The sequence below is a fragment of the Holophaga foetida DSM 6591 genome, assembly GCF_000242615.2.
GTDB lineage: Bacteria > Acidobacteriota > Holophagae > Holophagales > Holophagaceae > Holophaga > Holophaga foetida.
This window is the reverse complement of sequence record NZ_KI912268.1, coordinates 1861371-1883376: the sequence shown is the minus strand read 5'-3', so window position 1 is coordinate 1883376 and position 22006 is coordinate 1861371. Positions and strand designations below refer to the sequence as shown.

At 62.9% G+C, this 22006-nt stretch carries 18 protein-coding genes and 1 pseudogene; 15 read left to right on the top strand and 4 right to left on the bottom strand.

Annotation, left to right across the window (positions count from 1 at the left end; genetic code table 11):
• Positions 1 to 2: 2 nt before the first annotated feature.
• From HOLFODRAFT_RS20165 to HOLFODRAFT_RS0208135, 8 genes are all read left to right on the top strand, one after another.
• The gene (locus tag HOLFODRAFT_RS20165; protein WP_005037697.1) at positions 3 to 1655 is read left to right on the top strand and encodes an EAL domain-containing protein; all 1653 of its coding nucleotides are present in this window, start codon (positions 3 to 5) and stop codon (positions 1653 to 1655) included.
• The gene (locus tag HOLFODRAFT_RS0208165; protein ID WP_005037695.1) at positions 1655 to 2821 is read left to right on the top strand and encodes a pyridoxal phosphate-dependent aminotransferase; all 1167 of its coding nucleotides are present in this window, start codon (positions 1655 to 1657) and stop codon (positions 2819 to 2821) included. Before HOLFODRAFT_RS20165 ends, HOLFODRAFT_RS0208165 begins: the two co-directional genes overlap by 1 nt.
• 31 nt (positions 2822 to 2852) lie before the next feature.
• Positions 2853 to 3431: a TetR/AcrR family transcriptional regulator gene (locus HOLFODRAFT_RS0208160; RefSeq protein WP_005037694.1), complete on the top strand. Its 579-nt coding sequence runs from the start codon at positions 2853 to 2855 to the stop codon at positions 3429 to 3431.
• Between the two features lie 50 nt (positions 3432 to 3481).
• Positions 3482 to 4633: a 4Fe-4S dicluster domain-containing protein gene (locus tag HOLFODRAFT_RS22885; protein WP_005037692.1), complete on the top strand. Its 1152-nt coding sequence runs from the start codon at positions 3482 to 3484 to the stop codon at positions 4631 to 4633.
• A gap of 20 nt (positions 4634 to 4653) precedes the next feature.
• Complete coding sequence (locus tag HOLFODRAFT_RS0208150; RefSeq protein ID WP_005037690.1) at positions 4654 to 5748, top strand: NADH:flavin oxidoreductase/NADH oxidase; 1095 nt, start codon at positions 4654 to 4656, stop codon at positions 5746 to 5748.
• Between the two features lie 115 nt (positions 5749 to 5863).
• Complete coding sequence (gene tpx / locus HOLFODRAFT_RS0208145) at positions 5864 to 6361, top strand: thiol peroxidase (RefSeq protein ID WP_005037688.1); 498 nt, start codon at positions 5864 to 5866, stop codon at positions 6359 to 6361.
• A gap of 503 nt (positions 6362 to 6864) precedes the next feature.
• Positions 6865 to 8562, top strand: a complete 1698-nt coding sequence (locus tag HOLFODRAFT_RS0208140) for an FAD-dependent oxidoreductase (RefSeq protein WP_005037685.1) — start codon at positions 6865 to 6867, stop codon at positions 8560 to 8562.
• A gap of 38 nt (positions 8563 to 8600) precedes the next feature.
• Positions 8601 to 8957: a cytochrome c3 family protein gene (locus HOLFODRAFT_RS0208135; protein WP_005037683.1), complete on the top strand. Its 357-nt coding sequence runs from the start codon at positions 8601 to 8603 to the stop codon at positions 8955 to 8957.
• Positions 8958 to 9308: 351 nt separating this feature from the next.
• Here the strand turns inward: HOLFODRAFT_RS0208135 and HOLFODRAFT_RS20155 are convergent, their stop codons facing one another.
• Both HOLFODRAFT_RS20155 and gltX read right to left on the bottom strand, forming a co-directional pair.
• Positions 9309 to 9647, bottom strand: coding sequence for a hypothetical protein (locus tag HOLFODRAFT_RS20155; RefSeq protein ID WP_005037681.1), 339 nt, complete (start codon positions 9645 to 9647; stop codon positions 9309 to 9311).
• Positions 9647 to 11119 carry a glutamate--tRNA ligase gene (gene gltX / locus HOLFODRAFT_RS0208125; protein WP_005037679.1) on the bottom strand — a complete coding sequence of 491 codons (1473 nt, stop codon included), beginning with the start codon at positions 11117 to 11119 and terminating at the stop codon, positions 9647 to 9649. The genes HOLFODRAFT_RS20155 and gltX overlap by 1 nt, the downstream gene beginning before the upstream one ends.
• A 64-nt stretch (positions 11120 to 11183) precedes the next feature.
• Between gltX and HOLFODRAFT_RS0208120 the strand changes: the two genes are divergently transcribed.
• On the top strand, positions 11184 to 11414 hold the full coding sequence (locus tag HOLFODRAFT_RS0208120) for a hypothetical protein (protein WP_005037678.1): 231 nt from the start codon (positions 11184 to 11186) through the stop codon (positions 11412 to 11414).
• A 56-nt stretch (positions 11415 to 11470) separates the two neighbouring features.
• Here HOLFODRAFT_RS0208120 and HOLFODRAFT_RS0208115 read toward each other — a convergent pair whose 3' ends face one another.
• On the bottom strand, positions 11471 to 13711 hold the full coding sequence (locus HOLFODRAFT_RS0208115; protein ID WP_005037676.1) for a PAS domain S-box protein: 2241 nt from the start codon (positions 13709 to 13711) through the stop codon (positions 11471 to 11473).
• Positions 13712 to 14319: 608 nt separating this feature from the next.
• Positions 14320 to 14898 (bottom strand): annotated as a pseudogene (locus HOLFODRAFT_RS20150) (GTP-binding protein); the annotation flags it as partial.
• 146 nt (positions 14899 to 15044) lie between these two features.
• Between HOLFODRAFT_RS20150 and HOLFODRAFT_RS0208105 the strand changes: the two are divergent.
• From HOLFODRAFT_RS0208105 to HOLFODRAFT_RS24460, 6 genes are all read left to right on the top strand, one after another.
• Entirely contained in the window at positions 15045 to 16109 is a 1065-nt protein-coding gene (locus HOLFODRAFT_RS0208105) for an FHA domain-containing protein (protein WP_005037673.1), read from the top strand.
• 66 nt (positions 16110 to 16175) lie between these two features.
• Positions 16176 to 16649 (top strand): hypothetical protein, encoded by a 474-nt coding sequence (locus HOLFODRAFT_RS0208100; RefSeq protein ID WP_005037671.1) that lies wholly within the window; start codon positions 16176 to 16178, stop codon positions 16647 to 16649.
• On the top strand, positions 16640 to 18568 hold the full coding sequence (locus HOLFODRAFT_RS0208095) for an acyltransferase family protein (protein WP_005037668.1): 1929 nt from the start codon (positions 16640 to 16642) through the stop codon (positions 18566 to 18568). The genes HOLFODRAFT_RS0208100 and HOLFODRAFT_RS0208095 overlap by 10 nt, the downstream gene beginning before the upstream one ends.
• Complete coding sequence (locus HOLFODRAFT_RS0208090) at positions 18568 to 19812, top strand: GDSL-type esterase/lipase family protein (protein ID WP_005037666.1); 1245 nt, start codon at positions 18568 to 18570, stop codon at positions 19810 to 19812. The genes HOLFODRAFT_RS0208095 and HOLFODRAFT_RS0208090 overlap by 1 nt, the downstream gene beginning before the upstream one ends.
• On the top strand, positions 19809 to 21023 hold the full coding sequence (locus HOLFODRAFT_RS0208085; RefSeq protein ID WP_005037663.1) for a GDSL-type esterase/lipase family protein: 1215 nt from the start codon (positions 19809 to 19811) through the stop codon (positions 21021 to 21023). The genes HOLFODRAFT_RS0208090 and HOLFODRAFT_RS0208085 overlap by 4 nt, the downstream gene beginning before the upstream one ends.
• 269 nt (positions 21024 to 21292) lie before the next feature.
• On the top strand, positions 21293 to 21997 hold the full coding sequence (locus HOLFODRAFT_RS24460; protein WP_005037661.1) for a hypothetical protein: 705 nt from the start codon (positions 21293 to 21295) through the stop codon (positions 21995 to 21997).
• The last annotated feature ends 9 nt before the right edge of the window (positions 21998 to 22006 follow it).

Here is a 22006-nt window from a genome sequence, read left to right as displayed (position 1 = left end):
GGATGGCTGTCTTTGAACTTGCCTGGCTGCTCTTCCTTGGGTTCTCCATTCTGGTGGTCCATGTGTGCCAGCGCCTTGTGGAACAGGCGGCTCTCGCCATTGAGGAGTTGGAGCGCAGGGCCAATTTCGCGCGCACATCGCTCTGCATCGGTGCCATGGTCTGGTCCCTGGATGCCCTGGGACTTTTTCTCTACCAGGACATGGCTCCCCGGGGGGCCAGGCTTGCACCGGCCATCTTCTCCCTTATCGTGATGGTCCTGGCTGCCCGGATCTGCGTTCCTGCCCTGGTGAGCACCCGGGATAGGCTCCGGATCATGGGGGCCGGAGCCCTGCTTGCCACCGGGATGCTCTTCGGGCACTTCCTCCAGGTCTCTGCCCTGGGGAAGCCCACGGGCGAGATCCGATGGGGAGCGGTTCTGCTGGCCATCCTGATTGCCACAGCCTTGGCCGGGGGGCTGGCCCTCCGGCACCGTTCCGCGCGCCTCCGTTCCCTGGATGGGGTCTTCAAGCCTTTGACGTGGGGGGACAAGGTGGTGGGGGGGCTGGTGATCCTTCCCCTCCACATCTGCCTGACCACGAGCGTGCCCCTGTCGCCCCCTTTGCCGGGGGCGCATCCAGGGGAAGGGCTGCCGGTTCTTCTCGCCCTGGTGCTCTTTGGGGTCATGATCGCGGCCTACCGGATCAGCGATGTGGCCGTTGAAGCCCGTCGGCAGAGGATCCTGAACCGTGCCTTCGCCATGGTGCGAAGCGTGCGGGACCTGCCGCAGGACGTGGATGCCCAGCGCCTGGCCCTCATTGCGGAAAGGCTCGACAGCCTCTTCGGGGATGGCTGCCTGGAGATGCACTACCAGCCGATCCTGCCCGTCAGCAGTCATGTGCCTGGAATTCGCTTCGAGGCCCTGCTGCGGGTGGAGGACCCCGATCTCGGCCGTGTCAACCCGGAGCTGGTCTTCCTTGCCTGTGAGCGCATGGGCCGGACAGGATGGGCAGACCGCCAGGTGCTCCGGCATGCGCTAGCCGCCTCCCGGGCCTGGTGGCACCCCGGGGCCCACTGTTCCGGGATTGCGGTGAATGTGGCACCGGATACCCTTCTGGCGCAGGATTTCGTTACATGGCTTTCACAGGAACTCGAACGTCATCGCCTGTCCCATGGGTGGTTGCACCTGGAAATAACTGAGCACGCGATGATCACGGCCTCGGAGGATCTGGTGGGGGTGCTTCGCGAATTGCTGGGCATCGGGGTTGGCGTAGTCATGGACGACTTCGGAGCAGGCTTCTCCTCTTTGGGGATCCTGGTGGATCTGCCCCTGAGGGGTATCAAGTTTGATCGGGCCCTGATCACCAACCTGGTGGTGGATCCCGATCGTCAGACCCTGGTGCGCCACCTTTGCGCCATGGCCAAGGACCTGAGGGTGAACGTGACCGTTGAGGGGATCGAGCGTCAGGATGACCTCGGCCTGGTGAGGAAATACGGGGCTGATTGCGTGCAGGGCTACCTCCTGGCCCGCCCTATGCCAGGCAAGGCTGTTCCTGATTGGCTATGCACTTGCGAGCCGCAGCGAAGGATGGCGGAAGGGCAGTACGTGTGCAAACAGGCACCCGTTTCGTTATGCTCAATGAGAGAAACCAGCTTGGCTGGAAGTGTGGAGTTGTGATGAAGACAGCCAAGAAGCTCGACGGCATGCGCGAATCTTTCATTCGGGAAATGACGCGTCTGGCGATCACGCATAATGCCATCAACCTCTCCCAGGGCTTTCCTGATTACGACGCACCTCAAGAGGTGATCGAGGCCGCCTGTGAAGCCCTCCGCAGCGGACGCAACCAGTACGGCATCACCTGGGGCAATCCCGAACTCCGCGAGGCCATCTCGGAGTCCCTGCTCAAACGCTTCAATCTGAACTACGATCCGAATCAGCACATTACGGTGACCTGTGGTGTCACCGAAGCCATGGCCATCATTTTCCAGGCCCTGCTTGACCGCGATGACGAAATACTCATATTTGAGCCCTTCCACGAAGGCTACCGGGCCCAGATCAAGTTCGCCGGCGGCGCCGCCCGCTTCGTCACCCTCGACGCGCCGGACTACACCCTGGACCCCGAGCGGGTTAAGGCCGCCATCACCCCCAGGACCAAGGCTGTCATTCTCAACACCCCCCACAATCCCACGGGCCGCGTCTTCACCCGCGAGGAGATGGAGGGGCTGGCCAAGGTCTGCCAGGAATACGACCTCCTGGTGATCACCGACGAGATCTATGACCGGATCGTCTATGACGGCCGCCAGCACATCCCCATGGCTAGCCTGCCCGGCATGGCCGAGCGGACCATCACCGTCGGCGGTTTCGGAAAGACCTATGCCATCACGGGCTGGCGCCTGGGCTATATCTGCGCCTATGAGCCCTACAGCCTGGCCATCCGGACCGTCCACGACTTCACCACGATCTGCGCGCCGGTTCCCCTCCAGGCCGCCGCCGCTGCTGCCTTGAAGCTCCCCGAGTCCTACTACGAGAAGCTCACCCGGGAATACACTGAGCGCCGGAACCTGATCATGCCCGAACTTGAGGCTCTGAACTTCAAGTGCCACATGCCCGAGGGCTCCTACTACACCCTGGCGGATTTCAGCGCCTGGAACTTCGACGGCGACTGTGACGACTTCGCCCGCTGGATGCCCGAGCACCTCGGGGTGGCCGTGGTGCCTGGATCCTGCCTTTACGGAACCCCGGGTCTGGGAAGGAAGACGGTGCGCTTCGCCTTCCCCAAGAAGCTGGAGACCCTCAATGCCGCCGTGGCGCGCCTGAGGGCCTACCACGAAAAGAATTCTTGACCGGTCGTTCCTGAACGCCCAGCATTCTCGCATGGGAAGACCCAAGGCCTTTGATTCAGAGACCGCCCTGGAAAGGGCCATGGAGGTATTCTGGGCCAAGGGCTTCGAGGCTGCCTCCATCCAGGATCTGGTGGAGGCCACCGGTGTCCAGCGGCAGAGCCTGTACGCCACCTTCGGCGACAAGCGGCAACTCTTCCTGAAGGCCCTGGACCATTACCGGCGCCAGAGGGGTCGGCTCCGGGCGGCGCTCCTGATGGAGGAGGCTCCCCTGCGGGTGCTGCTGGCCCGCCTCCTCCGGGGGGCAGTCGACGCCCTCGAAAGCCAGGGGCGCCGGGGCTGCCTGATGGTCAATACGGCCTCGGAATCCCTGCAGCTGGATCCCGAGATGGTGGAGCTGGTGCGGGACAACATCCATGACCTTGAGGAAAGCCTGGCGGCCTGCCTTCGACGGGCCCAGGAAAAGGGTGAACTGGGGGCCCACCAGGATCCCAGGGCCCTGGCCCGCTTTTTCGTGAACACCCTCTACGGGGTGAACACCCTGGGCAAGGTGGTGACGGACCGGGGAACCCTGGAGGACATCGTGAAGGTGGCTTTGTCCGTGCTCGGCTGATTTTTTTACCCATTTGTGGAATGATCGTTCCAAAACGTAGAGGAGGCACCATGCAGATCCCCATACCCCGATACCGGGTCCTTGGCCCCTTGGAACGCTTCGACGAAAGGGACACTGTCCAGGCCCGCAACACCTATGAACCCGGTTCCGAGGTCCACCGGGCGTTCTACGCCAGCCATCCCGAGTGGGAGGCCAAGGATCAGGAGATCCGGGAACTGCCAGGGCTCGGCCGGGTGGGGGATCCCCGGGACCAGCTCCTGCTGGCCCAGGAGATGGAGGCCCTCCTGCGCCTGAGCGGCGAGGAGGCCGTGGACGGCCCAGTGGCAGCCGAGCGCCTCGCTCTGGAGCCAGGGAGGGCCGCCTTGAAGATCAGGAGCTTCGCCCGGCACCTGGGGGCGGATCTGGTGAAGATCGGCCCTCTCAATCCGGCGCATGTGTACTCCCACATCGGCAAGACCTGGGGGGATCCGGCCCGCCCTTGGGGCAAGCCCATCGAGCTCTCCCATCCCTTTGCCATCAGCCTGGCCATCGGGCTCGATCCGGAGATGATCAAGACCGGACCAGTGCTCTCTGAAACCGTCGAAGTGATGGGGGTCTATGGTCGTCTGGCCCTCGTGGCTACCACCCTGGCCGCCTACATCCGCTCCCTGGGCTACCCCGCCAGGGCCCACGTCATGCCCAACTACCAGGTGCTCGCGGTGCCCGTGGCCATCGACGCGGGCATGGGGGAGCTTGGGCGCCACGGCATGATGATCACCAAGGAACTGGGAAGCTGCCTCAAGCTTGCCACTGTGACCACCGAGCTGCCCTTGGCCCTGGATGCCCCTGGGGATATCGGCGTGGAGGAGTTCTGCCGGGACTGCCGGATCTGCGCGGAGACCTGTCCCGGGGGCGCCATTCCACATGGTGGCCCCCGCTGTGTCCGGGGGGTGGAGAAGTGGGCCATCAACCCTGAGGCCTGCTTCAAGGTCTGGAATGAGACAGGTACGGATTGTGGCGTGTGCCTGGCCTCGTGTCCCTGGACCAAGCCCAGGACGGTGCTGCACCGTCTGGCAACGGAAATCGCCTCCCGCAAGCGGAGGGCCGGATGGTGGATGAGCCGGGCGGAGCGCCTGATCTATGGCCGCTTCAGGCCGCGCCCCATGCCGGACTGGTTCGAGGGGGAACCCGGGGTCTGGCGAAAGTTCAAGCGCCTGGGATAATGGCCACCCCAGGTGGTGCCATGGATCCACTCTTTACTCCCTTCGCCCTCGGTTGCCTCACCCTGCCCAATCGCATCGTGATCCCCCCCATGTGCCAGTACTCGGCAACGGATGGAAGGGCTGGGGACTGGCATCGCATGCACTGGGGCAGCCTTGGCGTGTCCGGAGCCGGGCTCCTGATCGTGGAGGCCACGGCTGTGCTTCCGGAGGGGCGCATCTCTCCGCAGGACATTGGCCTCTGGTCTGAAGACACAGAAGACGCCATGCGAGATGTGCTGGATAGCATCCGAAGCTTCAGCCGGGTTCCCCTAGGCATCCAGCTCGCTCACGCCGGGCGCAAGGCCTCCTGTCGATCGCCTTGGATGGGGGGCGGCCAGGCGAATGCGGTCGAGGGAGGCTGGCGGCCGGTGGCGCCATCGGCGCTTCCCTTCGCCGAGGAAGATTGCGAACCCTCGGTGCTGGATGCCCAGGGCATCCGCCGGGTGGTCGAGGCCTTTGCCCAGAGCGCCCTGCGCGCCAGGAGGCTGGGCTTCCAGGCGATTGAGCTGCATGCAGCCCACGGCTATCTCCTCCACCAGTTTCTTTCCCCCCTCTCCAATCACCGTTCTGATGCCTATGGCGGCTCCCTGGAGAACCGGATGCGTCTAACCTTGGAGGTCTTTGAGGCCATGCGGGAGCTTCTGCCGGATCGGGCTCTGGGTGTGCGCATCTCCGCCACCGATTGGGTGGAGGGGGGGTGGGATCTGGAGCAGTCCGTGGTCCTGGCAAAGGCCCTCAAAGCCAGGGGCTGTGACTACATCCATGTCTCCGGCGGAGGGCTCAGCCCCCTTCAGAAGATTCCCCTGGGGCCGGGCTACCAGGTGTCCCTTGCTGCCCGCATCAAGGCTGAGGCGGGGCTTCCGACCATAGCGGTGGGGCTCGTCACCGAGCCCCAGCAGGCCGCTGCGATCGTGGCCACGGGCGAGGCAGACTTGGTGGCCGTGGGACGCGCCATGCTCTACGATCCCCGCTGGCCCTGGCACGCTGCTGCGGCCCTGGGGGAGCAGGTGGATGCCCCCCCTCAATACTGGCGCTCCCAGCCCCACGGTCTGAAGAATCTCTTCAAGATCCCTTGAGATAGCAAGTTGCGTAAGCGGAGAAAGTTGTTTCAAAAAAATTGTGCACAATTTAATTTTGTGAAGCATCATAGTCCTTGTCCCCCCTGGGACCTCAACCTTCAGGAGTTCCACCATGGCCACCACCGCCCTTCAAGGTCACCCCGTCCACACCTGCGGCGAGCTGCCCCAGCTTGGTTCCCCCGCCCCGGACTTCACGGTGGTCAAGCCTGACCTGTCCGAGTGCACGCTCGGCGATCTGAAGGGACAGAAGGTGGTGATCAACATCTTCCCCAGCGTGGACACGCCGGTGTGTGCCGCTTCCGTCCGCCGCTTCAATGTGGAGGCTGCTGGACGGGAGAATACTGTGGTGCTGTGCCTTTCCCGGGACCTTCCCTTCGCTGGGGCGCGCTTCTGCGCCGCCGAGGGCCTGGACAAGGTCGTTACGGTCTCCGACTTCCGGAACGCCGGCTTTGCCCAGGCCTACGGCACCCTTCTGGTGGACGGCCCCCTGGCGGGTCTCCATGCACGGGCCGTGGTGGTGGTGGGGGAAGATGGCCTGGTCAAGCACACCGAGCTTGTGGCGGACATCACCAGCGAGCCCAACTACGAGAGCGCCCTGGCAGCGCTTTAAGGACTTCCAGGCGAGGAAGGATCAGGCAAGTCATTGCGCCCCGGGGTCACCACGATGATCCCGGGGCGCTGTAATGTCAGTCGGTGGAAGGATGCGCTGGTGGGTCAACCTGGGAAAGGAAATGCCGGGATATCCCCCGGCATTTCCTTGTGCGTGAACACAGCCTTTGGCTCAGGTTGAAAGTCGGATCGGTCTCCAAGATTAAGGATGGGCCGCTTTGGTGTCGATGGTCGTGGTGCTGCCTGTTCTCTGCAAACGGTATTGTGATTCTGTTGAAAATCGACGGTTTGAGAATGTCATAGTCTTAATATCTATAAATTTCATTACCACAGCTGAATGTGTTGAGTGCAGACTATCTTTGAAACTGATGAGGATTCTTGTTCGACTCTTGTCTCCCATTCCCGGGGGGCTTGGTTTTGTCTGGCTGATTGTCGATTGGGCGGGCTTCCCGCCTGCATTTTTCGGGCATGGAGTTGAAGCAAGTCCACAGAGGAGGAAGAAGGATGAGCAAAAAGGACAAAACACCTGAGGAGATGGATGCCTATACCCGGGATGTGCTTGATCGCGGGCTCTCGCGTCGTGGCTTCCTGGGCCGGACGGCTGCGGGGCTTGCCGGGCTCGGTGCGCTCGGGCTGAACGGTCTCGATGCCAAGGAATCGGGAAGCGCCGCCGCCAAGCGGGCTGATGCCGGCGCCATGAGCGGCGAGTTCGGCAAGAGCACTGACGGTGGGGCTACGCTCTCCTTCCTGCCCAAGCCCAAGGCCATTCCCGAGAAGGACATCAAGGAGACCCTCACCTTTGATGTTGTTGTCATCGGGGCAGGGGCTTCCGGCGTGCCTGCGGCCCTTTCGGCCCGGGAGAACGGGGCCACGGTCGCCGTGGTGCAGAAGGCCCCCTTCGCCCTGGCCCAGGGGAACACGGGCTCCGGCCTCGATCTGGCTGGCACCGACAAGGCCGCCGTGGAGGCGATGATCGGCCGTCTCATCGCCGACAGCAATCACCGCTGCAATCCCAAACTGATCCGCCAGTGGGCCTACAACTCCGGTGAGGCCGTCAAGTGGGTCATCGACCGGGCCAAGCAGGGCGGTTCGCCCGTGATCAACCAGGGCAGCGGCCCCCAGATGAAGAACATCAACGGTTATCCCCTGAGCTGGGTGACCTCCTTCTTCGGTCCCAAGCCTTACACCACCGGTGAAGGTATGCGCCACTTGGCGGTCACCGCCGAGAAGGCGGGGGTCAAGTTCTTCTACCGCATGCCGGCGGCCCAACTGGTTCAGAACAAGGCCGGGCAGGTCCTCGGGGTCATCGCCAAGGGGCCCGATGGCAAGTACACCCGCTTCCTGGCCAGGAAGGGTGTGATCCTGGCCACGGGCGACTACCAGAACAACAAGGCCATGTCGGACTACTTCATCCCCGATATCAGGAACTTCGAACGCAAGCAGATGGAAAGGACCGGGGATGGTTTCGTCATGGCCTACTGGGCTGGAGGCGTCATCGAGCCCATCGGCCACACCAAGATGCTCCACGACTTCGACGCCGGTCCCGCCACCATGTGCGACATGCCCTTCCTGGCGGTCGATCGCGGCGGCAAGCGCTTCGTCAATGAGACCGTGGAGATGTCCCTCCTCAACAATTACCTGAAGGATGCCAAGAACGCTGGACACTACTCCCAGGTCTTCGACGCAGACTACATGACCGCCGCCGCCAACTGGCCTGGCAGGCTGGTGCCCCCCGAGGGCCTGAAGAACTACATGCCCGAGGAGCCCGGCCCCAAGAAGGGCGTGTTCGAATCCCAGGTCAATACCTTCAAGGCGGACTCCATCGAAGAGCTGGCCAAGAAGCTGGAGATCGAGCCTGCCGTCCTGGTGGCTACGGTCAAGCGCTACAACGAGCTCTGTGCCAAGGGCAAGGATGAAGACTTCGGCAAGCCCGGCGACAAGATGGTGCCCGTCCTGAAGGCTCCCTTCTACGGCATCCACCGCCGGGTGCGGGTGTCCGCGATCTGCTCCGGCATGCTGGTGGACGAGAACCACCAGGCACTCAACGCCGAGGGGCAGCCCATCAAGGGGCTCTTCATCGTCGGCAACCTGGGTGGCGGCTTCTACGGAGGCGTGGACTATCCGCTGACTGTTTTCGGGCTTTCCCTGGGGCGCTGCTACACCTTCGGCTATCTGGCCGGAAGGTATGTCGCCAAGCTGTAGCCCTGTCTGCCCGATTCCGTCCCGTGATTGGAGAGAAAATGAGAAAAGTGATCATGAGTTTCCTCAAGGCTGCTCCGCTGGTTCTGGCCCTTCTGGGGGTGGCCGCTTTTGCCGCGCCCAAGGCCCCGGCCTCCCGGCATGCCGGTCATGGCCTTGACTGCGTTTCGTGCCATGGCACGGCCAAAAAGCAGGCTCCGGTCGAGATGGCCAAGTGCCTGGATTGCCACGACAACCAGGAACTGGCCACCAAGACCGCCAAGTTGAATCCGCGGAACCCCCACGATAACCGCCATTATGGCGTCTGGGGCGACTGCAACATGTGCCACCACGAGCACAAGGCCAGCGAGAACCGCTGCCTCGGTTGCCACCCGCGCTTCACCTTCAAGGTGCCTTGACCGTCCCAGGCTTCACCCTGAAAAAACATCCCGTTTCCTTCCGGATGACCGGGGAGACGGGATGTTTGCGGAGAGCTGCTGGGAGCCTAATACCGATTCGCCGTCAACCGCAGCGTAACCGCACATTGGGATGCGGCGGCAAATCAGGAACTCACCAGCCTTCGTTGATAAAGTTATGATTTTTTAATTATTTATCCTACCCATCCTGTCTATCCTGTTCAAAGCTTTTCAACAGGATATGCAGGATGGGCAGGATAAAAACAGAAGGGAAATGAACTGCCATGAAAATATAGCGGCAACATTCCCCTCCACCTGCCATTTCCTTGCCGTGAGGTTCGCAGCTTCCGGGTATCAAAAATCGAGGGAGTCCGATTCGAGCAGTCCCGCCGCGAGGGCCACGCAGGCCCGGCAGGTGGCTGCGCCCTTCACCCGGATGGAGGCGCAGTCCAGGTGGCCGGCCTGCTTCTGGAAGGCGGCCCGAATGGCTTCGGCGTTGCCGGGGTTGATCTGGCAGGCTGCGAACAGTGCCCCACACTCGCCTCCCGGGGCCCGTCCTCCGCCGAAAGCTCGGAAGCTTTCCACGTTGAGCGAGCTATCCCCGGTGATCGCCTGATGGGCTGCGGCAACGGCCTGGGCACAGTTGTAGTTCTGGGGGGGGCAGTGGAAGAGTTCGAGGGCTTTCTTCTCCATCAGATCCATTTCTCCAGACGGGCCTGGACTTCGGCGGATTCCAGGAGCATGAGGGTGTCGAAGATTCCGGGGCTCACGGGCTTGCCGCAGAGGGCCACCCGCAGGGCCTGGGCCAGGTCCTTGGTCTTGAGACCATGGCGTTCCAGGATGGCGTTGAATGCGGCTTCCAGGGCGTCGTGGGCGTAGTCGGAGAGGGCGGCCACCTCCCTCAGGGCGGGCTTGACGGCCTCGGTCATGAACTTGGCCACGCCCTTCTCGTCGAATTCCGCAGGCCGCTCGAAGGCGAAGCGCAGGGCCTCGGCCATCTCCACCAGGGACTTGCCCTTCTGGGTCGCGGTGATGGCGATGCGCTTCCATTCATCGGACTTGGGGGCCCAGGCTTCGGGCAGGAAGGGGCGGAGGTGGGGCTCCAGCTCCTGCCAGGTGGCCTTCTGAATGAGCTTCTGGTTCATCCAGTTGAGCTTGTCCATATCAAAGCGGGCCGGGCTCTTCTGGATCTCGTTGAGATCGAAGAGCTGGATCATCTGCTCGTCCGTGAGGATCTCCTCCTCGGCGCTCTCCACGGCCTTGCCATCGATCTTGGGGGTCCAGGATAGGCGGGCCAGGGCCAGACGCACGGCGGAGGGCAGAAGGCCCAGGGCCTGGTACTCGGTGATGCTGGTGGCCCCGTGGCGCTTGCTGAGCTTGGCGCCGTCCTTGCCGAGGATCATGGGCACGTGGGCGAACTGGGGCAGCTCATAGCCCATGGCCTGGTAGAGGGCGATCTGCTTGGGGGTGTTGGCCACGTGGTCATCGCCCCGGATGACGTGGGTGACCTCCATGCCGGTGTCGTCCACCACCACGCAGAAGTTGTAGGTGGGCACGCCGATCTCGGAGCCCTCGCCGGTGCGGGCGATGATCCAGTCGTCCAGGGTGTCGGCGGGGAACTCGATGTGCCCCTTCACCAGGTCGTCCAGGATGATGGCGCCGTCCTGGGGCATTTTCAGGCGAACGGAGTAGGGCTGGCTGGCGTCGTGGTTGGCGTCGCGGCAGCCCTTCCCGGCGTCCACACCCTGGTTGTAGGTGAAGGGCACCCCCTTGGCATCGGCCAGCTTGCGTCGCTCGTCCAGCTCTTCACGGGTGCAGCGGCAGCGGTAGGCCTTTCCTTCGGCAAGCAGCCGCTCGACGGCGGGCTTGTAGTGGCTCTCCATGCGCTGCATCTGGCGGTAGGGGCCGTGGGGTCCCTTCCACTGGGTGGGATCGCCCACGATGGGACCCTCGTCCCAGTCCAGGCCCACCCAGGCCATGCCCTCTTCGATGATGCGGATGTTGTCATCGGTGGAGCGGCTGAGGTCCGTGTCCTCGATGCGCAGGATGAATCGGCCACCGTGCTTGCGGGCAAAGAGCCAGCAAAAGAGGGCCGTGCGGACACCACCGATGTGGAGCATGCCGGTGGGGGATGGGGCGAAGCGGGTGACAACGGGACGGGACATGGGAACCTTCAAAAGACAACGCTCCAGTTTGCCCGAAAGGCCCGGGGCTTGCGACAATCCTCCTATGCGCAAACCCCTCATGCTTCTCCTTGGTCTTTTCCTGCTCTTCCTGGGAGCCTACTCCCTGCCTGGGGAAGGCCTTCCCTATTCGAGGCAGCACACCGCGCGGCTGGGGCCCTTCGAGGCCAGCGCACGCTCCCGAGAGAAGATCCCGGTTCCGGCGACCATTGGGTGGGGGCTGGTTGTGGTTGGCGCCGGGCTGGTCCTGTTCGCTGCATACAAGAAGGGGAAGTGATGGATGTTTCCTGGGCAGTCTGATTCCGGGAGCATCCGATAGCGCCAAGGCCTCCTTTACCTGGAAGATCCAAGGGCCGCTGCAACCGCTTCCTGGAGCTGCTTGAGGCTGAAGGGCTTGCCCAAGAATGCCTGGGGGCGGTCGGGGTGTTCCCTTGCCATGACCTGTGCCCGGTCGTAGCCGCTGGTCAGGATGACGGGCAGGGCAGGATCAAGTTGGCGCAGGGCCGAAAGGGTTCCCCATCCATCCAGGCGGGGCATGGTCAGGTCCGTGATCACGCAACGGATCTCATCCCGGTGAGCCCGGAATTCATCAAGAGCTTCGACGCCATCCTTGGCGGAGAGCACAGAGAATCCCATCATCTTCAACAGGTCACTGGTGGTTTCGAGCAAGGGCACATCGTCATCCACCAGGAGAAGGGTGCCGTGGCTCCGCCCCGCTCTGATGCTCGGGACTGCGGCATCCGCAGGGCGTATCATCGCCTCTTCGCTCAATGGCAAATAGATGCAGAACACACTGCCCTGTCCGAGTCGGCTTTCCACGGAAAGGCCACCGCCATGGGCCTGCGCAATGCCCAGTACCACGGGGAGACCCATGCCCCGGCCCGGAAGGCGGGTCGAGAAGAAGGGGTCGAACAGCTTGTCCAGATCCTCTTCCGCGATGCCAGGGCCGGAGTCCGCGACCTCCAGACATGCATAGGTGATGGGTTGGGGTTGCCAACTGATGGGAACACGGTGCACACCGGGGATGGCCGATGCCGGGCAGGTTCGAAGGGCGAGGCGGATTTCCCCACCCCTCTCCCCCATTGCCTCCCAGGCGTTGGTCACCAGGCTGATCAGCACCTGTTGGAGCTGGTCTCCGTTTCCCTGGATGACGGGACCGGGCGAAGGCAGGTCGGCGCTCAGGGTAACCCGGGGCGGAAGGGCTCCCTGGAGGAGGGGCAAACTGCCTTGGTAGAGCTCGGACAGGGCGAGGGGCGCTTGCTCATGTGAGGTCTGCCCCAGATACGCCATCATGAGTCGGCTCACCTCGGAGGCCTGCTCCGTGGCCTGCCTGGCTCGGCTCAGGCAGATGCCGGGATCGCCCCCGTTGCGTCGGTTTCCCATCAGTTCCAGATTGGTCATCACCGCCTGGAGTTTGTTATTGAAGTGGTGTGAAATGGCGCCCGCCATGCGGCTGAGGCTCTCCGCTTTCTGGAGCTGCCGGTTCCGGGTTTCCAGCTCCGCCTTCTCCAATTCCACCTTCTTCCGCTCCGTGATGTCTCGGACCACGAACACCAGCTTGGTGGGTTGCCCCTGGGCCCCACGGATGAGGCCGCTATTGACCTCAATGTCGAAGGTGGATCGATCCTTCCGCACGCCTCTGTATTCGTTGGGTCCTTTCAGTTCCCCCTGGAGCAGAAGGCGCATGTTGGATTGCGCTCGCGCACGATCCTCATGCACGATGCAGTCCGGAACGCTCAGTCTCAATCCTCCCTCCTGCTCGTAGCCGAACATCCTGTTGGCGGCGGGGGAGATGATGATGATATTGCCCTCCAGGTCCGTGATCGTGATGTCATCGGGCGAGGCATTGAGAATGGAGCGGTAGGTTTCCTCGCTCTCCTTGAGGGCGTCCAGGGCCTGCTGGAGTTTCAGTTTCTCTGCGAGGTTGTCCGCGTTCAGGCGCTGGTTGACCATGAGGATCAGCCCGAAGGTCCACAGCGTGCTGGTCACGATCGGGACGACGAACGCCGCTTTCTGGATGGACGAATATTGCAGGTAGGATTCGATATGGGGCGAATTCAGGGTTTTGTAAATGTTGAGCAACAGGAAGCATCCGTGCGCTACAAACACCCAGGCTGTGAATCGGACCGATCCCTGGATCTCCGGTTGGCGGTGGCCCAGGAGCAGATGGGCTGTCATGAAAGAGACGAGGGCGATCGCCGCAGACACTGTGACCGTGCGAGCCGAAACATTCGGGTAGCCGAAAAGGTAGAGGTAGTAGACGGCCCAGGAGACAACCAATAGCGTCGCCATCAGCGCGGGAGAGAACTTCCTGTCGAGGAATTGCGCAACTCCCACAAAGATGCACACGCGCCCAGCCACCAGGAAGGGGTTCCCGAACATGCTCAGGAACTCGATGGCGTCAATGACGGTCGCGCAGAGAAAGATGCACCCGAGTGCTGTCAGTGTGGAGCCCAACATCCACCAGCCGATGCCAGGGTAGGCGCGGTTCACCCGGTACTGCACCGTCAGGGCGACCGCCAGCGCAATGGAGATCAGGCCCATGATGAGTGCAAGGGTTGGAACATGGAGCATCGCTGGGGGCTTCTGTAATGATTAAAGCATAAATTATAGGCGACAGGCGGAGTATGTAGCCCGTGATAGAAAACTGACCCCTTGAACGGGGTTTCAACTGGTTTGCACCCTCCACTTTACAACATGCCCTTGAAGTTCGTTGCCAGTTGAACAGCGACTGTCCTTCCGCTTCGTAGCATGCGGTAATGAGGTCGACCTCTATAAGTTACAGGGTTTCAAAATGCCGTCGAAATTTGATGCACTGAAGGCAAAAAGACAATAATTAAATATTCATTCATGGTCTTTGTTTTTCTGGCCGGGAGTTTTTGGCCCGGATGCCCGGCCTACTTGAGATAGAGCTTCAGCTTGATCTCCACGGGGCCTTCCCCGCTGAACAGGCTGCGGTCCAGAACCACCGGAACCTCCACCACGCTGGTGTGGGCACTGAGGTGAAGTGCGGTGGTCTTTGTGCCCGCCTTGCCGTCCGCGCCTGGGAGTTCCTCGATCTCCTCCAGCATCTCGCCGCCACTCAGCTCCTCGACTTCGAGGGGCTTGGATTCCTCGGCTCTGGGGCGGGGAAGGGGCATGGGAGGCGGAGGTGGCTCAGCCTCGAGGGCCCCACCGTATTTCTCTGAAAGGTGTTTGAGCACGAGTTTGGCGATGCCTGTCAGGGTTTCACGGACGCCCTCACCCCGGGTGGCGCAGGCCTCGAAGGTGGGCGTCTTGAAACGGTTGACCTCGCGCTCCAGGATTTCCACAGGCAGGGCGTTGGGCGTATCCCGCTTGTTCCACTGGATGACGTGGGGCATGGTCTCCAGGTCCGCTCCCTGCTCCTTCAGATTGTCGATGAGGTTCTGGAAGCTCTCGCGGTTGCTGTCCAGCATGGGCGACTGGGAGTCCGCCACGAAGACCACGCCATCGGCTCCCCGGAGCACCAGTTTGCGGGTGGCGTCGTAGAAGACCTGGCCTGGCACGGTGTAGAGCTGGATGCGGGTCTTCATGCCACGGATGGTGCCCAGTTCGATGGGAAGGAAGTCGAAGAAGAGGGTCCGGTCGGTCTGGGTGGCCAGGGATAGCATCTTGCCCCGCCCATCCTGGGGAAGGGAGTCGTAGACATGCTGCAGGTTGGTGGTCTTGCCGCAGAGGCCGGGTCCGTAATACACGACCTTGGCCGTCAGCTCCTTGGTGGCTGCATTGAACAGGACCATGTGGCCTCCAGCGTACAGGTGACGTCTTTGCCAGATTGGCTCAGGGAATGAGTCTGGTCAAGGGAGGAAGCAACTGATTCATATGTCTTTGCAGGAAGCGGTCTGACCATCTAAACTTCAGGCACGCTATCCCATGTGAGGAACATATGGCCAAACTGCTTGTGCAAGAAAGCACCGGAGTCCGGGAGTTCGAATTAGTGGATGCCGAGATCCACATCGGACGGGAGTTGGATAATGCCCTTCGCCTGTCGGATCCCAGCATCTCCCGGCATCACGCGATCCTCCGCCAGGTGGGGAACTCCTACGAGTTGCAGGACCTGCAGAGCAGCAACGGGGTCCTTGTGAACGGCACCCGGATCCAGACATCTCCGCTGATGGACGGGGATCGCCTCACCCTGGGCCAGGTCCAGATGACCTTCGTGAACCCCCAGCCCACGGAGGCCATCAGTGTGAACCCCCTCGGGACCGTCCGCCTCAGCAGCGAGGATGTGGCCAAGCTCCAGGCGACCCCTGGTGGTGCTCCCGACCCTCTGGAGGTCACTCCCCAGGCAGAGCTTCCTGTCGTCCAGCCTTCCCCCCTGCCGCCGCCAGCGGCTCCAGCCGTTGCGCCCATCGCTCTGGCACTGCCTCCGCCAACGCCCCAGGCTCCCCCTCCGGTGGCTCCCAATCCCGCACCGGCTCCCACGTCCTTCACTGCCTCAGCGGCCAATCCTGCCCCGGGCTTCCTGCAGCGCCTCCTCCCCCCGGTTCCCGACGATGCCATTCCCACTGGCGAGCGGGGCGATTTCGTGACGCGACTCTGCGCCCATGTGCTGGACGGGGTCATCTTCGCTGTGCCGGTCATCGTGCTCATGATCGTGGGCGGGGTCCTCACGGCGATTCTTGCCAGGATCATCGGCCCCGGGGTGGCTTTCCTGGGCTGCATCTTCTCGCTGCTCTACTTCGTCATCTGCATCGGCTACATCATCTTCATCCCCTGGTGCTGGATGAAGTTCGGGGCGACCCCTGGCAAGAAGATCATGAAGCTGCGGGTGGTGCCCGAGGATGACCCCTACGGTCGCATCGAACTAGGCCCCGCTGTCCTGCGAATGGTCGGCCACTGGGTCAATGGCATGATCTTCAGCCTGCCCTATCTCATGATCCTGGGTGCCGAACGCAAGGGGCTCCAGGATATGTTCTCCAAGTCGATTGTCATCAAGGTTGATCGTTAGGAACCCTCCCCCAGCTTTTTGAAAGGCGGGCGGAATGCCCGCCTTTCCTGTTGATACGATATCCCTATGAAAATGGTCCTCGGCAGGTTGGCCTGCTACCTCGTCTGGTCTACCCTCCCGATCCACGCCCAGCCCGCCGCAGGTGCAGCGGAGATCCGGGAAGCCGGTCTGCCGACCAAAGCTCCCATCAAGAAACGCGCCCTTCGAAAGGGGCTCAGAGACCGCCGCAAAGGGCCTTCGCTGGTCGGTCCCTGGCCTGGGCAGGGGGATCCCGAGGTGGAGCGGGTCCGGAAGTGCATTCTCCGCCGGGAGGGGGGCGCAGACTACAGGATTGCAGACCCCTCCAATCGCTGGTTCGGTGCCTACCAGTTCCAGTTGAGCACCTCTAATGAGGCTGCGCGACGCATGAAACGCCCAGATCTGGTGGGAGTGCCAGCGAACCGATGGAGCCCGGCGGATCAGGACGCCGCCTTCTATGTCATCTATGACCGTGGTCGAGGCCGGAAACACTGGGCCGGAGGGGCGTACGCTTGTCTCTGAGCAGGGATGTCAGTCAGATCCAGGGCCTTGACGGTGCCAGAGCCCTCTCTGTGGCCGCAGTCATCCTCTACCACGCCGGGTTCGGTTGGATCCGCGGGGGCTTCCTGGGGGTGGAGCTCTTTTTTGTCATCAGCGGCTACCTCATCACCCACCTCCTCCTTCGGGAGGATCACATCGAGCTGGGACGCTTCTGGATGAGACGGATGCGCAGGCTCCTGCCTGCCCTTCTGGTGGTGATCCTGGCGGTGGAGGCCCTGGGGGTTTTCTGGATGGGCAGTGCCGCCTCCCAGTTCCGGGGGGATCTCCTGGCTTCGCTCTTCTACCTGGAGAACTGGTACCAGATCCGCTCCGGAAGCTCCTATTTCGCGGATGCGGGGCATCCCCTCCTGCGCCATCTCTGGTCGCTCTCCGTGGAAGCCCAGTTCTACCTTGTGTGGCCCTTCCTGGTGATTGCAGGGCGTCGGCTGCTCAAACGTCGATGGATGCTTGTGGCAGGCCTCGCCCTGCTGGCCCTGGGCTCGGCCCTCCTCATGGCTCTGCGGGTGGACCCCGGCAATCCTTCAAGCGTCAAGGCGCTGGAGAGCTTCAATCGGGTCTATCTGGGGACGGACACCCGGGCCTCCGGCCTGCTGGTGGGTGCCCTTCTTGCGGTGCTTCCCCGGCCCATCGAGCGGATCCGGGGGGCCTGGGTCCTGGACTTGGCAGCCTTCGGGGCCCTGTTGGGCCTTGGGGCCTTCTGTTGCCTGGCGGATATCGAAGGGCTCTTCCTCTACCGGGGTGGCTTCCTCTGCGTGGATCTCCTGATGGCTCTGGTGATCGCGGCCCTGGTCATGCCTGGGACGCGTATCCTGCGCTTCCTGCTGGGATGGGCGCCCCTGGAGGCCCTGGGGCGCCGTTCTTATGGGTTCTACCTCTGGCACTGGCCGATCTTCCGGGTGGTGGCTCCCGATCTTCAGGGGCTGCAGGGCTTTGCGCTTCGGATGGGACTGACCCTGGTCCTCTCTGAGATTTCCTACCGCTGGGTCGAAACCCCCATCCGGCAGGGGGCCCTGAGGCGATGGCTGGCCAGTCACCCCGGGATCGGGTCCTGGCGCCGCCGTCTGGTCCTGGCCTCCGGCATGGGCCTTCTGACGGCTTCCCTGGCTGGAGCAGCGGTCCTCATCCGCCGTCCCGCCTATGTGGACGAGGTTCAGGCCAGCCTTCAGGCCAGTGCCCCTGCCCTGGATACCGGGGTGCTGGTGCCCGCTCCGGTTGTTCCTCCGCAGATTCCGATGCCCGCCGTCCAGCCCAGACTGCCCCTCCCGCCCCCGGATCCTGCCCTGGAGGCCGTCTCCTTGGAGGGCATGCGCGTTACCGCCATCGGGGACTCCGTCATGAAGGGGGCGGCCCTTTCCCTCAAGGCTATGGGCGAAGCCCGGCTGGGCGAGGGGCAGCTCACCATCAACGCAGAGGAGTGTCGTTCCTTTGCCCGGGCCCTGGGGGTGGTGCAGGCATACAGGCGCCAGGAGCGGCTGGGAGAAGTGGTGGTCATCCACCTGGGGGCCAATAACAGCAACCTCGACTCCCGCAATTTCAGCCATCTCATGGAGGCCCTCTCGGATCGGAAAAGTGTCTGGTTCCTGACCGCCAAGTCCGACAAGACCGAGGCTGTTGAGGCCGTGAACCGCTCCCTGCAGGTCCTGGCCGCCCGTTACCCCAACGCCCATCTCTTCGACTGGCGTGGCGCTTCCGAGGCCCATCCCGAACTCTTCTATTCCGACCGGACCCATCTGCGCCCCGAGGGGGCCCGCTTCTATGCCCGGGAGATCTTTGCCCGCATTGCCTCCGAGGTTCTGCGGGCCCAGCCCCCGAAACAGGCGCATCAGGCAACGCCTGAGCGGCCGAACGACACCCAGGCCCCTTCGGCGGAAGCCAACTGATGAGGCACCGCGCCTTTCTGCTGATAGTCCTCGCCCTGGGGGCGGCTCATGCCGAGGATCTGGCTGTTTTCCTGTCCCGGGGCAAGCAGGCCAGGGCGGGGGGGGGGCTCCTGCGCATCCTGCACTTTGGCGACAGTCACCTGGCTGCCCCCGGCACCCGCCGAGCCTACCGTCAGACCTTCCAATCCCAGTTCGGGGACGGGGGGCCTGGGCTGAGCCTCCCATGGGCTGAGGCTCCTGGCAATGGGGCCACCTCGATGAGCCGGGGTTGGCGCAAGGCCCTTCACCCTGCTGGGGATACATGCTTGGGCCTGGGGGCCCGCTTCATGGAAGCCCGAGGGGCTGGGGAATGGGCTCGCCTGGAGGGCGCCTTCTCCAGGCTCCGGCTCCACTTCCTCCGGGGTCCAGGGGCTGGCTCTGCCCGGATCCTGGTGGATGGCCGGTGCCTGGGGGAAGTCTCCCTTCGAGGGGGCGGGCCAGGGCTGGAGCTCTTCGATCGTCAGGTGGGGGCTGGGCGGCATCGTCTGGAAATCCTGACCTCCCAGGACGGTCCGGTGCGCCTTCTGGGGGTCTCCCTGGAGGCAGCCTCAGGGGTGGCCTACAGTCCTCTAGCCTTCAATGGGGCCGAGGCCTTCTGGATGGGGGCACCGGGGGAACTCCTCCTCTCCCAGCTCCAGGCGGAGGCCCCGGATCTGGTGATCCTGGCCTTCGGTACCAATGAGGCCAACGGTCCGCGCTTCGATCCGACGGCCTATCGCCGTCGCCTGGAGGCCTTCCTGGGGCGTTTCCGGAAGGCGGTTCCGGGCGCTCTCCTGCTCCTGCTTGGTCCCCCCGATGCCCGGCTGCCCCAGGGCCTGCCGGGCTCCCTGGATCAGGTCATCGCCGCGCAGCAGGCGGTCGCCTCCCGTCTGGGGGCCCTCTTTCTTGACCAGCGGGAGGCCATGGGGGGGGCCGGGAGCATTGGCTCCTGGCAGCGGTCCGGGATGGCGGCCCGGGATGGCGTCCACCTCACCCCCCAGGGCTATGACCGGCTGGCGGACCTGATGACGGGGCGTCTATTCGATCGCATGGGGGCGCCGATGGCTGCCCGGGAGCGTCCCCGCCCCCAGGAACCCCCGGAGGTCTCCGAGGCGCCGCAGGGCCTTTTCCTGTTCCGCACCGAGGACGGGCGCACGATCATCACGGATCGCGCCTCCGTGGTGGCTGGCCAGCGCGGGAAGTGGATAGGGAGGAGACCGCAATGACCTTTGGACGACTCGGAAGGACGGTGGCCCTCCTGACCCTGGGTTGCCTGGCCTGGGGGGGCCACGCGCGCAGGAAACCCCGTCCAAGGCCCAGGCCGCGCCCCGGGAAGGTGCGGCTGCGGGAGACGACGCCATCCCAAGTGAACATTGTCAACGCCCTGGCCCTTTCCCCCTTCCTCGGTGCCCTGGGGGCCTTGGAACACCAGTCCAATGGTCGAGGCGTCCGCATCCTCCACTTCGGGGACTCCCATACCGCCGCGGACTACTGGACCGGGCGCTTGCGCCAGCGCCTTCAGGCCCGCTTCGGGGATGGGGGGCCCGGGATGATCCTTCCCGGGAGGCCTTGGCGGGGCTACCACCATGAGGGGGTAGATCTCCAGGAGGGACTCCATTGGCCCGCCGACAGCCTCCGCTCCAAGACCTGCGAAGGTTGGGTGGGGCTCGCGGGGGCGGCCCTCCAGAGCCCTGCCGAGGGGGGCACCTTCACCCTTCTGGCGGCCTACCGGGAGGCCCGCATTCAGGTCCTTGGATCAGGGAAGCCTGCGGTGCTGGGGGCTGCTGTCGAGCCCCTGCTGGAGCAGCCGATGGGGGAGCGGACCCTCCGGGTCTTCAAGGCTCCAGGGTACGGGCTGGAGACCCTGGCTATCCAGCTTCCCCAGGAGAGCCTTCTGCTGGGGGTCGATCTGCGTTCAGGAAAGCCCGGCGTCATCTACGACGAACTGGGGCTCAACGGGGCGGAGCTGCTGGACCTGGAGCGCTGGCGGCCGGAACTGAGGCGGAGCCTCCTGGCCCAGGTCCAGCCGGACCTGCTGGTGCTGGCCTACGGCACCAATGATATGGGGCGCACCGATATCTCGCCCGAGGACTACCAGGAACGGGCCCGTCGCCTCTTTGCCGCCCTGAAGCGGGAGAGCGGTGCCTCTGTGCTGGTGGTGGGCCCCCTGGACCGCATGGGGCGGAACCGGCGGCAGCTTCCCCGCCTTCGCGAAGGGGCCCGCTGGGTCACCAAAGCCCTTCGATCCGCTGCCCTTGCCTCAGGTTGCGCCTTCTGGGACGCCCGCCAGGCCATGGGGGGTGAGGGCTCCCTCCTGAGCTGGAAGCGCAGGGGCCTGGCCCAGAAGGATCTCGTCCACCTCACCGGACCCGGCTACGAGAAGCTGGGGGACCTGATGGTGGAGGCGCTGCTGAGGGAATACCGCGCGGGGGAGTAGAGCATCCGGTTGCCGACTTACTTCGGGCAAATCCGAAGGCTTGGGGGGACTTCTGAAAAAAAATCAGCCAGGATGAAGGGATGAGGAGCGACTCCCAACAAGCCCTTTGATCTGGGCTTGGCTGCCTGGATTGTCTTTCTTGCGGACGAACTTTGATTTCCCAACTCCTATCGTCGTCCTGGCTGCATCGCAAATCGGGTAGTTAATTATTTCTTCATATTTACAACACTGGATCAATGAGAATACCCTCCTTTGAGGAGGGCTGACTCATGTTCTTCTTTAGCCACAGAGGAAACCGCTACTGTATTCAATACGGAATGGGTTCATTCGGGAATGAGGCCGTAGTAGAGCACGTATTCAGCGAGGGAATCATACGTGATCTTTCCCGGGACTCTTTTGCAATTAATACTCTTCGGCAATTCCTAAGACGTGGTTGCGGCAGTTATGGAGCAGATCGACTGACCACTGTCGGGGTCATGGATGAGATCGCCCGTATGTTCCGAGAACGAAGGGCATACTTGGTGATGGAAACTCATCCCCAAAAAGTTCTAGATGACCCCAGGAGAAACCAATCCAATACCAAAGGACATTGGGAATGGCATGATTCCCAAAAAGTCTTCATGATTGACGAAAAAATGCCTTCCTTATCTGCTCAGGGTATTATTGACTTCAATTTGCGATTGTATCGCTGGTGGCAGAAGCATCTTGTTCAACTGGGTGTTGGCCAGTATGCTCGCCCTGGAATAGTCTCGAACATTAGAAAATATGTGATAGGTCAAGACAATCTACCTGATTGTATTGATTATTCTCAAGCATGTGCTGATTTTCTAAATTCTAACGGCCTCTACCCAGGTACATGGGCCGTACCAGTGCCAAGCGATAAGACTAATGTATGGCATTATTTGGTTGTTATAAAGTATTCTGGCGGTGAACTCGATCGTTATGATCCGTGGAAAAGCAATTTTTTCCACTAGAAGGAAGGC